Raw genomic sequence first — 13,043 nt, 5'->3', positions numbered from 1 at the left:
CGGCATGTACGAAGCTTTTTTTGGGCTACGCGAAAAGCCGTTCGCGCTTTCGCCGAACACCGGCTTTCTGGTCCAGCTGGCGCCTTATCAGGCCTGCCTCAATCTGCTACGCGTGGCGCTGGGCGAGGGTGAGGGCTTCATCAAGGTCACTGGCGAGGTGGGCACAGGGAAGACGCTGCTTTGCCGCGCCTTGCTGAACGAGCTGGACACCGAGCGCTATCAGGTTGCGTGGCTGCCCAACCCGACGCTGACGCCCATGGCCTTACGCCAGGCGCTGGCGCACGAGTTACATATCACCAACGTGGTGGACCTGGACAATCACGGCTTGCTCACTGCGCTGCACGCGCGGCTGATCGAACTGGCCGGGCACGGCAAAAGCACCGTCCTACTGATCGACGAAGCGCAGGCGCTGCCGCCCGCAACGCTGGAAGCCTTGCGTCTGTTGACCAATCTGGAGACCGAGCACCGCAAGCTGCTGCAGGTGGTGCTGTTCGGCCAGCCAGAACTGGACGCGACACTTGCACGCGAGGACTTCCGCCAGCTGCGTCAACGCATCACCTTTTCCTACAGCCTGCGGCCGCTGGATGTCAGCGATGCCACGCGGTATCTGCAGGAGCGCCTCGCCGTAGCAGGCTACCGTGGCGAACCGCTGTTCCAGGCTCCAGCGGTACGTTTGTTGGTACGTGGCAGCGGCGGTATTCCGCGCCTGCTGAACATACTGGCGAATAAGTGCCTGATGGTTGCCTTCGGTGAGGGCGCGCGCCAGGTCCTGGTCGCTCACGTCCGCCGTGCGCTGGAAGACACCGAAGGCGCCCGACCTCTCTGGCTAAGCCTTACGGGGCGCTTCGGCTGGACCCTGGCCGGCGCCTGCCTGTCGCTGGCGCTAATAGCTGGCGCCTGGCCCTGGCTGGTGCACCTCACCGAGGTGCTGCCATGAGTCTGGTAAATGACATGCTGCGTGATCTGGAGGCGCGCCGCGCCGCGCCGGCCGAACGCCAGCAGCTGGGCAGCATCTATGCCGTGGACGAAGCCGGTGCGAAACGGCGCAAACACTCTGAGCGTCTGCGGCGCTGGCTGCTGATCGGCGCGGCCACGGTACTTATAGCGATCGTCCTGTTCGTTCTTTTCGATCGCCCGCGCGCCGCTGTCGAACCCCCAATGGTCGCGGCGAAGGCGGTCGAGCAGGTCTCGCCGACTCCTGAGGTTGCTGCGCAAACGCAACTGCTGGACGTGCTCCCGCAAAACGATGGTCGTCGCTTCGTGCTGCAGCTTCTGCTGGATCGGCCCGTCAGCTATCAGCGAATCGATACCGCCGGCTCGGTTAGTTTTCAGCTTAAGGATGTCGAGTTCTCGGGCGAGACGCGCACGGGGCGCATCGAAAAAGGCGGCCAGACCCTGTCCTGGCGAGTCGAGCCGCAGGGCGGCAGCATAAACGTACTGGTGGTCGGTTTTGGTGATCGGCTGAACGTGTCTGATCGGCTTGAGTCAGTGGGTAGTCGCTCACAGCTGTGGCTGGATATATCCCTGAGCGGACCGGAGGATGACGAGCAATTTATATCGATGCCGGTGGCCGAGTCGGTTGATCTGGACGAGGCGCAGCTGCCGGATTGGGTGACGCGCGAGGCCCGGCCGGCTGAACCGGCCGCAGTGTCAGCCCGGGCAGAAGAGGCCCCAGCGCAGCAAGCTCTGGCTCGTCCCGTGGCTGCCGCTAAGCGCCCCACGCCGGCTGATCCTAAGCGCCTAAGCATTGGCGCTCATCAACCCGATGCTTTTGCCAGCGCGCGCCAGGCCCTGACTAGGGGTAATCACCTGTCGGCTATCCAACAGTTGCAGGCGCTTCATCTAGCTCAACCAGACGACCCGGAGATCAGTCGCTGGCTGGCCCGAGCTTATCTTGGCGCAGGTGACACTGCTGCGCTGCTCAGCTGGTTGCCGGCTCAGTTGCAGGCGCGGCCCTTCGATGCAGAACTCCGTGAGCTGCTTGCTCGCGGGCAGCTGCAGGGGGGTGATCAAGCTGCAGCCATCGCCACGTTGCAGCAGAACGCCCCCGAACTGCAGCGCAACACCGGCTATCACGCCGTACTCGCAGCGCTTTATCAGCAGGTCGGTGACTGGTCTGCCAGCGCTGCGATCTACCATCAGCTCACTTCGATACGGCCGAGCCAGGCCGCCTGGCAACTGGGTTTAGCGATCGCGCTGGAACAACTCGATCAGCCGGCACAGGCCGGTCGGCACTATCGCCTCGCCCTGCAGGGGCAGGATCTGGACGACAGCGCGCGTCAGTTCGCCATCGAACGCGCCGGTTCCCTGGGAGGAACGAGATGACTCAGGACATTCGCCAGCGCAAGATTCGCCTCGGCGACGTTCTGGTCCAGGCCGGGCTGATCAGCGACGCCCAGTTGCAACTTGCCCTGCAGGATCAGAAACGTACCGGCTCGAAGCTGGGCCGCACGGTTCTCGATCTCGGCTTCATCGATGAGGGCCGCCTGCTTCAGGCCTTGTCCGAGCAATTGAAGATCCCTTTCGTCGAGCTCAAGCATTACAAGTTCGACAATCAACTGACGCAGAGCTTGCCCGAGTCGGTGGCCCGGCGCTTTCGCGTCATCGTGCTGTCGCGCCAGGCGGGTGGCTTGCTGGTCGGCATGACCGATCCGCTCGACTTGTTCGCCCAGGACGAGATGGAGCGCCTGCTGGGTAAACGGGTATTCCCTGCGGTGGTTCGTGAGAGCGAGCTACTGGGCGCGCTCGATCAGCTCTACCGACGCACCAGTGAGATCGCGTCGCTGGCCGGTGAGCTGGAAGGCGAACTGCAGGACAGCGATTTCGATCTTTCCCGCCTCGGCGCGGACAGCAACAGCGATGCGCCAGTGGTGCGCCTGCTGCAAACGCTGTTCGAGGATGCCGTGCAGATGAAGGCTTCCGACATTCATATCGAGCCCGATGATGGCGTGGTGCGCATCCGCCAGCGCATCGATGGCGTGCTCAACGAACAGGTGATGAAGGAACACCGCGTCGCCTCGGCGCTGGTCATGCGCCTGAAGATCATGTCCGGCCTGGACATCTCCGAAAAACGCCTGCCGCAGGATGGCCGCTTCAACATCCGGGCGAAGAACCGCAACCTCGACGTGCGGGTATCGACCATGCCCGTGCAATTCGGTGAGGCGGTGGTGATGCGTCTGCTCGATCAGAGCGGTGCGATGTTCAAGCTCGATGGCACCGGCATGCCGCCGGCCATGCTCGATCGCTTCCGCCGGCTGCTGCAAAGACCGCATGGCATGGTGCTGGTCACCGGCCCGACCGGTTCGGGCAAGACCACCACGCTGTACGCCGGCCTCTCGGAGCTGAACAGCCCGGAAAAGAAGATCATTACCGTAGAAGACCCGGTCGAATACCGCCTGCCGCGGGTCAACCAGGTGCAGGTCAACGCCAAGATCGAACTGACCTTCGCCCGCGTGCTGCGCGCCGCGCTGCGCCAAGACCCTGACATCGTCTTGGTCGGCGAGATCCGCGACCAGGAAACCGCCGAGATCGGCCTGCGCGCCGCACTCACCGGTCATCTGGTGCTGTCCACGTTGCACACCAACGATGCTCTGACCTCCGCCATGCGCTTGATCGATATGGGCGTGGAACCTTTCCTCGTCGCCACCGCGCTCAACGCGGTGCTGGCGCAGCGCCTGATCCGCCGCGTCTGTGAAAACTGCCAGGAAGACCATCAACCCGATCCGCGTCAGCTGGCCTGGTTGGAGACGCTGCATGGCGGATCGCTGGCTGACAAGCGCTTCCGCCGTGGCAGCGGCTGCCATCAGTGTCACAACAGTGGTTACAGCGGACGGATCGGCGTCTACGAGCTGCTCGAACTCGACGAGCCGATGGTCGCCGCACTGCGTCGCGGTGATCCACAGGGCTTCGCCGAAGCCGCACGTGAACAACCGCACTACCGGCCGCTGGCCGAGTGCGCGTTGGATTACGCGATCGCCGGCATCACCAGTGTCGATGAAGTCCTCAAGGTTTGCGCGACCTTGGCGGATGATGAGGTGACGGCGTGATTGCCTCGCGACTCCGTCACCCCATTCTTGTAGGAGCGAGCTTGCTCGCGAACCAAGGCGGCACGGAAAAGCGTGTTCGCGAGCAAGCTCGCTCCTACGGGAGCCGCATTGAAGGTTCCCACACTCCTGCGTGGAACCTCAGGGCGGGACGCTCTGCATCCCAGCGACGCGGAGCATTGCAGGCTGCGTTCCCACGCGAAGCATGGGAACGATCACTCTACGACATACAAGCCAGCTTGCTGGCGAATCTAGAGTGCCCGGCGGAGCGTCGCTTTCGCGAGCAAGCTCGCTCCTACGTAGGTACGGCGTGCTCGCAACCCTCAGATATCACTGAACCCCACGTCAGCACGGAAGCTCCCTCTCCCCTGCGGGGAGGGGGTTGGGGTGAGGGGGCGCTTCTGGATAGCGCACGGCGGCAACCGTCGGCCTCAAAAACAGTTGGAGGGCGCGCCTGATGCCCGCCTTCCGCTATACCGGCCGTAATGCCCAGGGGGGCAAGGTCAGCGGTGCGCTCGAGGGTGCCAGCGTTGACTCGGTGGCAGGCGAATTACTCTCTCGGCAGATCACCCCGCTGACCATCGAAGCCAACGAGGCTCAGGCAGGCCGCGGCGATGCGCTGGCCATGCTGAGCGACAAGCTGCGACGCAAACGCGTCGACCTGGACGAGCTGATCATCTTCTGCCGGCAGATGTACAGCCTGAGCAAAGCGGGTGTACCGATCATTCGCGCCATCGGCGGCCTGGCCGAATCCAATCGAAACCTGTTTTTCCGGCAGATTCTTCAGGACGTGCGCGCCAGTCTCGAGAGCGGGCAGTCGATGGCCGTAGCGCTGAACGCCCACCCAAAAGTGTTCAACGACCTGTTCGTCAGCATGGTCAGCGTCGGTGAAAACACCGGCCAGCTCGATCAGGCCTTTAAACAGCTGTCGGCCTACCTCGAACTGGAGCGCGAAACCCGCAAGCGCATCAAGCAGGCGACCCGTTACCCCATCTTCGTCATGGTCGCGATGGGTGTCGCGCTGGCAGTGATCAACCTGCTGGTGATTCCTGCTTTCGCAAAGGTATTCGCCCAGTTCCACGCACAGTTGCCCTGGGCTACGCGCGTGCTGATCGGCACCTCCAACTTCATGCGCGATTGGTGGTGGTTCCTGCTGCTCGGCGTCGTCGGCGGGCTCTACGGCTTTTTCAAGTGGATCGAGACCGATGCCGGTCGACTCAAGTGGGACCGCATCAAGTTACGCCTGCCCGTCGTTGGCGGCATCTTCGAACGTATCGCCCTGGCGCGCTTCACACGCACCTTCGCCATGATGTACCGCGCCGGTGTGCCACTCCTGCAAACCCTTTCGATCAACAGCGCCAGTGTCGGTAACCGCCATATTGGTGAAGCGATTATCGGGATCCGAGAAAGCGTCGAGCGCGGCGAAGCGCTGACCCGCTCGGCCCACAATTCCGGCCTGTTCACTCCATTGGTGCTGCAGATGATGGCCGTCGGCGAAGAAACCGGTGCGCTGGACGACCTTTTCATCGAAGTCGCCGACTTCTACGAACAGGAGGTCGACTACGACCTCAGGCAACTGGCCGACGCCATCGAGCCGATTCTGATCGTCTGCATGGGCGTGATGGTGCTGGTGCTTGCGCTGGGGGTGTTCCTGCCGATGTGGGAACTGGGTAGTGCGGCGCAGGGGAGGGGGTAGCGGGAGAACGCCAGCAGGTGGCCGAGCAGTGAGCTAAGCATGACAACTCAACGGCGCAGACGCGCATCCGATCAGGCTGAAGTGCCGAGTCACAGTCAGATTGGGGCAGATAATCGCTGACGGTTCATGGATGACTCGTCAGTACAACCAGACCGGTTCGGCTACGGAAGGCCGCGTTAACCAACACATAACGAGAAACAGGAATGAGCAAACAAACAGGTTTCACCATGATCGAGCTGGTGGTGGTTATTGCGATCGTTGGCATATTGGCTGCGGTCGCTCTACCGCAATTTATGAACGCTACGAAAGATGCCCACCAAGCCGCCGTCAAAGGGACAGCTGGTGCGCTGGCCCCGGCTGTAATGCTCGCTCGTGCGCAATATGAGATCAACCGCAGTGGCGGCACTCTCGGTTGTGAGACCACCAGCTGCCAACAAAATGTTCGCGGTTTTGGCGGCGGGTTGGTTGATGTGAACGCTAATGGCTGGCCAATTGGAGTGAGTCGGGGAGATAACGCAGGCGCTACCGCGGCGATGTCGGTCGCTACTTGCAATGAAGTGTTTGCGAACGTTCTGCAAGGCTCTGCCCCGTCAGTTGGTGCGGCAGATTCCGACTATTCGACGGCGGTCAGCACTTCGAATACCGAATGTGTCTTTACCTACCGCAACGATGGCGGTAACGACACGGTTACCTACAACGCTAATACCGGCGCAGTTACCTACGCGTTTAACTGAAACTAAGGAAGCTAAAAATGAATAAACAACAGGGCGGTTTCACCATGATTGAGCTGATTATGGTGATTGTCATTTTAGGTATTTTGGCGGCGGTAGCGTTGCCACGGTTTGCCGATTTCAGTGGTGATGCTCGCCGGGCTTCGCTTAACGGTGCTCTTGGTGCAGTGCGCTCGGCCAGTGCAATTGCCCATAGCGCGGCGCTGGTTGCCAGCCCGGTTCAAACCGGTGCGACCGGCACTGTTACGCTCGAAGGGCAGGCTCTTAGTATGGTTAACGGTTATCTCGCGGCGACGGTTGCGGATATCACTAACGCAGCACAGCTGAGCGGGGAGTTCACGGTTACAGCAGCAAACAATGTCGTTACCGTTGCTCAAGGAACTATATGCTCATTTACTTATGCGCAATCCACTGCGGCTAATACTGCGCCAGTAATCACCGCAGTTGCCCCTGCGACCGGCGGCTGTTAACTCGGCCCATACTATAGTGCGGGCGGGATAGGGCGGGTGCAGCCAGTCGAGTCTGACAGCCAGCACAACGTACAGAAGCACCGAGAAGAGCAACCCGCCGATCCATGGTCCGGCGGGCCCCCCCGCCCTACGCTGCTACCGCCCCAGCTTCTGCTGAACAAGAGCGCCCAGATGAAAAACCAACGCGGTTTCACCATCATCGAGCTTGTTATGGTCATTGTGATCATCGGCATCCTCGCCACTGTGGTGGGACCGCGTTTTTTTCAGACAAAGACGTTCGATAGCCGCTTTTATTTTGAACAAGCGTTGGCCGCTGTTCGTCATGGACAAAAGCTGGCTGTAGCTAGTGGGTGTCTGGTTAATGTGACGATTAATAGTGCCGGTTACACATTGGATTACGGCAACGGTAGTTGCAGCAGTAGCTCGATTAAAGATCCTTCCGGTGACGCTTATCCCGTTGCCGCTCCCAGCGGTGTGGTAGTTCAACAAGGGCTGGATGTCATGTTCAATTCCCTCGGCTGTATTGCCGCCACTCCGGCAATTACCTGTGCCACCGGTAATAAGGTTGCGAAGGTCGGTGACTTCACTCTCACCGTCCACGCAGCGACCGGCTTTATCGAGGCGGCTCAGTGAGAACAGCGCTCGTCAGGGCTGAATCTGCCAACTCGAACGATCCACGCGTTGGAACGCTTCGACCGTCGTTTCAGCGTGATTTAGCTTTCGATGCTACGCGCGTTGATCAGTCTCGACGTAGCGCAACCGTAGAGTGGATGAGGTATCACCCGCCCACCAATGCGCGTCAGGCATTCGCCGGCAACCCGTCCCGCCCGTGGAAACCACTTCATGATTTTCGACGGGATGGCGACGCACCATGCGGTCGCCCGGGCGCAGGAAGGGAAGGTGGCATGACGGGACCTCAACGCGGCATGACCCTGGTCGAACTGGTTATGACGATTGTCATCATCGGCATCGCCGCCGCGGCGATGTTCGCCGCCATGGCTTCGATCACCGGTCGCTCGGCCGATCCTATGTTGCGCCAGCAGAGCCTGATGATTGCCGGGGCCTATCTGGAAGCTCTGCAATCATTGCCGTACGAGGAGTTGCTGGATAGCCACGACCTGGTTCAAAAGGGCGGCGCACCGGAGGATCTTGCGGGTTTGCCCATCACTGGGCTTGGCAACTACGTCGTCGATTCAGAGGTCATTGGCGATACGCTCAATGGGGTAGACGCGAAACGTATTGATGTAACGGTCACCGATCCTGCCGGACAGAGGCTGACGTTGACTGGCTACCGGGCGGATTATTGATGAGCTCCGTCCTGGTAAGCGCACGCGTTAATGCCAAGCTACCCGCGACCCGTGGGAGGCCCGACCGCCGGGCGAAGTTTTTGGCTTTCCCGGCAAGGAGAACCGCGTTCGCGGCGGGTCGCGCCTTTCACGAACGCACCGCGCATGGTTTTACCCTGGTTGAGCTGATCATGGTCATTGCTCTAACCGGCGTTGTCGCGGTGATGATATCCACGGTGATGTCACGGCCACTGCAAGGCTTCGCCGATCAGGCTCGACGTGCCGCACTCACTGACCTCGCCGCCACGACGCTCAACCGCATGGCGCGGGATATCCGGCTGGCGGTCCCGAACTCGCTGACAGTGAGCGGCAACCGCATCCACTTCGTCGCCATCGAGGCCGCGGGACGTTATCGCGCCAATCTCGTCGACCATAGCGCCGACCCGCCGGTCTGCACGCAAGCGCCATGCACCATCGAGATTCTCAGCCCGATTACTCCGGTGTCGAGTTCGGACAGGCACTGGCTGATCATCTATAACGTTGCTGCTGCCGAACTGGTCGACGACGCAGCCGTTTCGGTGATCTCGCCCAAGGCATTCACCTGGAGCGACGGGACCCTGAGCGCAACCCTCGCCAAGGATTTCCGCTTCAAGTACGCCTCACCGCAACGCCGGTTCTATCTAGCGAAAGAAAGCCTTACCTACCGCTGCGACAGTGGCCGGTTGTTGCGCTCGGTATCGAACAATCTTGATGGATCGGACGGCAGCGAGGCATTGGTTGTTGATTCACTCTCTGGATGCACCTTTTCCTACGTTCCCGGCAGCAATACCCGCAACGGACTCGTCACCTTGCGGCTGTCGCTGAGCAAGGAAGGCGAGACCATTACCTTGGTGCAACAGGTCCATGTCGATAATGCGCCCTGATCTTCTCTTCAGGGCCCGGTCGCGGCCCTACGCCCCCCGAGGCTTGCGCCAACAAGGCTTCGGTCTGGTTGTGGCGATGTTTCTGATCATCGTGATTGCCGGAGTGATTGCGGCTGGGGCGCGAATGGCGGTAACGCAGACCGCCACCAACAGTCTCTCCATCCAGCAGGCACGCGCTTATCAAGCCGCGCGGGCAGGTATCGAGTGGGGAATCGCTCGGGCAATGGCCAGTCAGGGTTGCAGCGAAACATTCGCATTGGATGGCTTTAGCGTCGCGGTGAGCTGCCAGCCTACGGCTGCGACTCACCTGCCAGAAGAAGGGCACGCTGTGGTTTTCCTTTCGATTCAAGCTACGGCAGCGTTCGCCACGGCAGATAGCCCTGACTACGCCTTTCGCCAGGTGAATGCGGTCGTGGAGAAGGAGAATTGATGATGGCAGGTGTGCCTGGCTGGGACCGTAACAGGGCGGGCGGTTGGCGGCGCGGGATCAGGCAATGCCTGCTACTGGTGTTGTTCGGTCTCGGAATTCTATCCAGCCCTGCGGTGTCAGCGGCTCTGTGCTCCAACGTGTTTCCCCAAGACGCTACGCCTGGTGCCACTGCCCGGCTGGATCTGTCTGTCATGGAGGGGAAGCGATATGTCGCTTTCCCCTCAAATGGCACAGCCTATACAAGCTCGCGCGACTTCTTCTATCAAAGCGGGAAGCTGGCCAATAACAAGACAATCTCCGTTACGCCCGGCCAGCCCGTGCGGATCTTCGTTGATGGCGATCTGGAGTTTGCACCACATAGCGAGATCAATCCGGGTGGGTCGGCTGCCGATCTGCTGATCGTGGTTCGCGGCAATCTGAAGATCGGAACTGACAACTCCATCAACGCGTTGCTCTATGTGACTGGCGATGCCGAACTGAATCCAGGCACGTATCTACAAGGTGCGCTGACGGCTGAAGGAAGTATCGACAACAAAGCCAAGAATGTACTCATCTACGATGACGAAGCGGCCGAACAATTTGCGTATGGCGATCTCTGTGAGACGGCCGAAACGAGCCCCCTTTATTTGCGCTTCGATGAGCCGAACTGGGGTGTGCCTACGAACACGGGTGGCGGCTCCTTTGATATCCGTGCTGTGGGCGGGGCCGCCACGCTCGGGACGGATCCTGCACTGCCGGTCAATCAGTGGGGAGAGGGAACCTGCCGATACGGAGCCTTCTCCGGCGCGGATAGCCGGGTAGTGGTGGCGGATCACGACGCCTTGGACATGGTCGATGTACTCAGCGCAAGCCTCTGGGTGAAGCTGGAAACTACGCCTGCCAATAATGTTGTGCTGCTGGCGAAAGGAGACACTTACCGGCTGGAATTGAACAGCCGGAGAGAACTGATCCTGACTTCACGAGTGTCCGGCTGGTTTGGCGGTACAGAGTTGTCGGTCACATCGGCTCCGCTTTCTGAGGGGGAGTGGGTGCATGTTGGTTTTAATCTGAAGCTGACCATCATCCCTTGGTGGACCGATCGGCTGGAGGGGACCCTTTACATAAATGGTTCAGCTCAAGCCACCGCTAGCAGGTCGTTCATATTTGGCGTGCTTCCGGTGGACACGGCGCCATTGACGGTCGGGGGCGCGTCGAACGCCGGTCTGGACGGAGCAGTTGATGAGGTTCGTCTAGCGCGAGCGTTGTGGAGCGTGAGCGAGTTCCAAAGGCAAATGGCAGCCCGCCATTGGTGCGGCAATACTGCAGCGATCGATCACTTCGAATTCGTCACCAGTGCAGGCGCACACACCTGCAGCCCGCATACGGTCACCCTCAAGGCGTGCACCAATGCCGCACCCGGTGTATGCCAGCTCTATCCTGGCGATGTAGCGGTCAGCCTGACCTCCGATGGCTGGGTCGGCGGCAGCAACAAGGTGCTGATCAACGGCATCGGGACATTTCGGTTACAGGGATTGCAGCTCGAGATGCCGCTCGGTGTCGCCGCTTCATCGCCGTTGCCTGGGAACCAGACGCTTTGTCAGATCGGCAGCGCACCCTTGTCTGCCGAATGCACGTTGAGCTTCTCGCAGAGTGGATTCGTCTTCGATGTACCGAATCTGCTCGCCAACAGAGGCGCGCAGAATATTCCAATCAGCGCGGTGGTTGACCTCGGTACACCGGGTAGCCCCAATTGCGAGCCGGCATTTGCCGACGAAACACGTGACGTGAAGTTCTGGAGTGGTTTCATGAGCCCTGCCGGCAGCGAGCTGACGGTCAGCTCCGAACCGGTTTGGGTAAACGGCGAGGCAGTCTCGCAGGGTTTCGCCGATGCCGAGGCATTACCGTTGCGCTTCGATAACAAGGGTAATGCCGTCCTCGAAGTGAACTACCGCGAAGCCGGCAGGATGCAGCTGAGCGCGCTTTACGCAGGCAGCGGCGATGAAGATGACAGCGGCGTGATGATAGGCAGCGATGACTTCGTCGCCACCCCGGCAGGTTTCTGTATTACGCCGGAGACAATTTGCGCATCAGGGGACAGCAACTGTTCGGCTTTCCGTCAGGTGGGGCAGCTCTTTACGGCTACCGTGAGACCGGTGGCTTGGAACGATAGCGACACCATCTGCGAGGGAGCGACCACGCGGAACTATCGTCAGGACAATCTGACGCTCGAGCCGGTACTGGTGCAGCCGCTTGGCGGTGCCAGCGGTGAGGTGCTTGAGCCGACCAGCCGACACTACGATCATCAGCCTCCCGGTGCCGCCATCGGCTGGAGCGGCGAGGTCATCCAGAGCGTGGCGTTTTCGGAAGTGGGAGTGTTTCGCCTAGGGGTAACACCGCCGCCGCTCGAATATTATGGCGCGACGGTGCCCAGCAGCGTGTCGGCGCCAGTAGGTCGTTTCTACCCGACCCATCTGAGCGTGTCGGGTGCGGGAGCGTTGGCGCCCCGCTGCGGCGTGTTCAGTTACCAGGATCAACCCATCTCGTTCGCGACCCCGTTGGCGCTGACCATCACTGGCTACGGTAAGGCGGGCGGCGAAGAATACGTTACCCGCAACTACGATTTTGATGGTTTCTGGGGTTTCACCGACCGACCCGTGGAGACCTGGCGTGCGCAAGACCGCGCTCAGGATCTTTCCGACCGGTTGGTCATGGAAGATGTCGTCATCCTTGTTGGGGCGAACGGTGCAGACGGCGCGAGGACCTATCGCTGGTCGGCTGACGAGCTGGCCTATACGCGCGGCGCGGCACCAAACGAGGAGGACCTGCCATTTTCCATTCTCCAGCGATACTTGGCCGAGGCGCTCACCGACCAGGACGGCATTTGCGTTGAAGCCGACGGCTGTCAGGGCTTCGACCTGGCGATAGGCGGCAGTCAGATCCGCCTTGGCCGCTTGCGGATCAGCAACGCCCATGGCTCGGAATTGTTATCGCTGGAGCTGCCGTGGGTCATTGAAAGCTGGCAGGCTCCAGGCGCTTTCTTGTCCGAGGCGGGCGATGCCTGCAGTGCGCTGATATGGGGCGCTGCCGATGCCGTCGAAAAGCACGGCGCCCTGGCTGGTGAGGCGCTAAGCATCACCGGTGGCACATCTGGCTATCAGGGTAGCCTGTCCGTTCAGGCACCCGGCGCTACGGGAAGCGCACGCATCGGTTTTCCGGACGTGCCTGAATGGCTCTGGTATGACTGGCGCGGCGAGGGACGTGAGGCGAGTCGTGGCCTTGCGACCTTCGGGATCTATCAGGGCCCGAAACCGCTGATTTTTCGCCGAGAGGTTTATCGCTAAAACAAAAGGGCCGCTCACTGAGCGACCCTTTGCTAGGTGTAAAAGAGGGGAATCCCTGGCCTGCCTGTACCAGGGTCCCCGAAACTGGTTACCTGGGTTGTTGCATTGGTCGTGCCAGTTTCAAAGGTTGGGTTGCGGTAGCCA

General features: G+C 60.8%; 11 protein-coding genes. All 11 read left to right on the top strand.

Annotated elements, in window-relative coordinates; all coding sequences use genetic code 11:
• Nucleotides 1–4: 4 nt before the first annotated feature.
• Nucleotides 5–937, top strand: a complete 933-nt coding sequence (locus H3028_RS01160; protein ID WP_181295240.1) for an ExeA family protein — start codon at nt 5–7, stop codon at nt 935–937.
• Nucleotides 934–2,325, top strand: a complete 1,392-nt coding sequence (locus H3028_RS01155; protein WP_181295239.1) for a lipopolysaccharide assembly protein LapB — start codon at nt 934–936, stop codon at nt 2,323–2,325. Before H3028_RS01160 ends, H3028_RS01155 begins: the two co-directional genes overlap by 4 nt.
• Entirely contained in the window at nt 2,322–4,046 is a 1,725-nt protein-coding gene (locus H3028_RS01150; RefSeq protein WP_181295238.1) for a GspE/PulE family protein, read from the top strand. Before H3028_RS01155 ends, H3028_RS01150 begins: the two co-directional genes overlap by 4 nt.
• Before the next feature lie 454 nt (nt 4,047–4,500).
• Nucleotides 4,501–5,739: a type II secretion system F family protein gene (locus H3028_RS01145; RefSeq protein WP_181295237.1), complete on the top strand. Its 1,239-nt coding sequence runs from the start codon at nt 4,501–4,503 to the stop codon at nt 5,737–5,739.
• Between the two features lie 203 nt (nt 5,740–5,942).
• Nucleotides 5,943–6,473: a type II secretion system protein gene (locus H3028_RS21450; protein ID WP_181295236.1), complete on the top strand. Its 531-nt coding sequence runs from the start codon at nt 5,943–5,945 to the stop codon at nt 6,471–6,473.
• Nucleotides 6,474–6,490: 17 nt separating this feature from the next.
• The gene (locus tag H3028_RS21445) at nt 6,491–6,940 is read left to right on the top strand and encodes a type II secretion system protein (protein WP_181295235.1); all 450 of its coding nucleotides are present in this window, start codon (nt 6,491–6,493) and stop codon (nt 6,938–6,940) included.
• A 171-nt stretch (nt 6,941–7,111) separates the two neighbouring features.
• The gene (locus H3028_RS01130; protein ID WP_181295234.1) at nt 7,112–7,573 is read left to right on the top strand and encodes a type II secretion system protein; all 462 of its coding nucleotides are present in this window, start codon (nt 7,112–7,114) and stop codon (nt 7,571–7,573) included.
• A 293-nt stretch (nt 7,574–7,866) separates the two neighbouring features.
• Entirely contained in the window at nt 7,867–8,247 is a 381-nt protein-coding gene (locus tag H3028_RS01125) for a prepilin-type cleavage/methylation domain-containing protein (protein WP_181295233.1), read from the top strand.
• Nucleotides 8,247–9,149 carry a type II secretion system protein J gene (locus H3028_RS01120; RefSeq protein WP_258237663.1) on the top strand — a complete coding sequence of 301 codons (903 nt, stop codon included), beginning with the start codon at nt 8,247–8,249 and terminating at the stop codon, nt 9,147–9,149. Before H3028_RS01125 ends, H3028_RS01120 begins: the two co-directional genes overlap by 1 nt.
• A 76-nt stretch (nt 9,150–9,225) precedes the next feature.
• Complete coding sequence (locus H3028_RS01115) at nt 9,226–9,579, top strand: pilus assembly protein MshP (RefSeq protein WP_258237662.1); 354 nt, start codon at nt 9,226–9,228, stop codon at nt 9,577–9,579.
• A gap of 191 nt (nt 9,580–9,770) precedes the next feature.
• Nucleotides 9,771–12,899 (top strand): LamG domain-containing protein, encoded by a 3,129-nt coding sequence (locus H3028_RS01110; RefSeq protein ID WP_181295230.1) that lies wholly within the window; start codon nt 9,771–9,773, stop codon nt 12,897–12,899.
• Nucleotides 12,900–13,043: the final 144 nt, after the last annotated feature.

The organism is Pseudomonas sp. Q2-TVG4-2, from assembly GCF_013620795.1.
Lineage (GTDB): Bacteria > Pseudomonadota > Gammaproteobacteria > Pseudomonadales > Pseudomonadaceae > Stutzerimonas.
This window is presented reverse-complemented; position numbering and strand designations above follow the sequence as displayed.

Bases quoted from the DNA above. Each gene is read 5' to 3' on its own strand.
- H3028_RS01160 (WP_181295240.1), top strand. From the start codon at position 5: ATGTACGAAGCTTTTTTTGGGCTACGCGAAAAGCCGTTCGCGCTTTCG.
- H3028_RS01155 (WP_181295239.1), top strand. From the start codon at position 934: ATGAGTCTGGTAAATGACATGCTGCGTGATCTGGAGGCGCGCCGCGCC.
- H3028_RS01150 (WP_181295238.1), top strand. From the start codon at position 2,322: ATGACTCAGGACATTCGCCAGCGCAAGATTCGCCTCGGCGACGTTCTG.
- H3028_RS01145 (WP_181295237.1), top strand. From the start codon at position 4,501: ATGCCCGCCTTCCGCTATACCGGCCGTAATGCCCAGGGGGGCAAGGTC.
- H3028_RS21450 (WP_181295236.1), top strand. From the start codon at position 5,943: ATGAGCAAACAAACAGGTTTCACCATGATCGAGCTGGTGGTGGTTATT.
- H3028_RS21445 (WP_181295235.1), top strand. From the start codon at position 6,491: ATGAATAAACAACAGGGCGGTTTCACCATGATTGAGCTGATTATGGTG.
- H3028_RS01130 (WP_181295234.1), top strand. From the start codon at position 7,112: ATGAAAAACCAACGCGGTTTCACCATCATCGAGCTTGTTATGGTCATT.
- H3028_RS01125 (WP_181295233.1), top strand. From the start codon at position 7,867: ATGACCCTGGTCGAACTGGTTATGACGATTGTCATCATCGGCATCGCC.
- H3028_RS01120 (WP_258237663.1), top strand. From the start codon at position 8,247: ATGAGCTCCGTCCTGGTAAGCGCACGCGTTAATGCCAAGCTACCCGCG.
- H3028_RS01115 (WP_258237662.1), top strand. From the start codon at position 9,226: ATGTTTCTGATCATCGTGATTGCCGGAGTGATTGCGGCTGGGGCGCGA.
- H3028_RS01110 (WP_181295230.1), top strand. From the start codon at position 9,771: ATGGAGGGGAAGCGATATGTCGCTTTCCCCTCAAATGGCACAGCCTAT.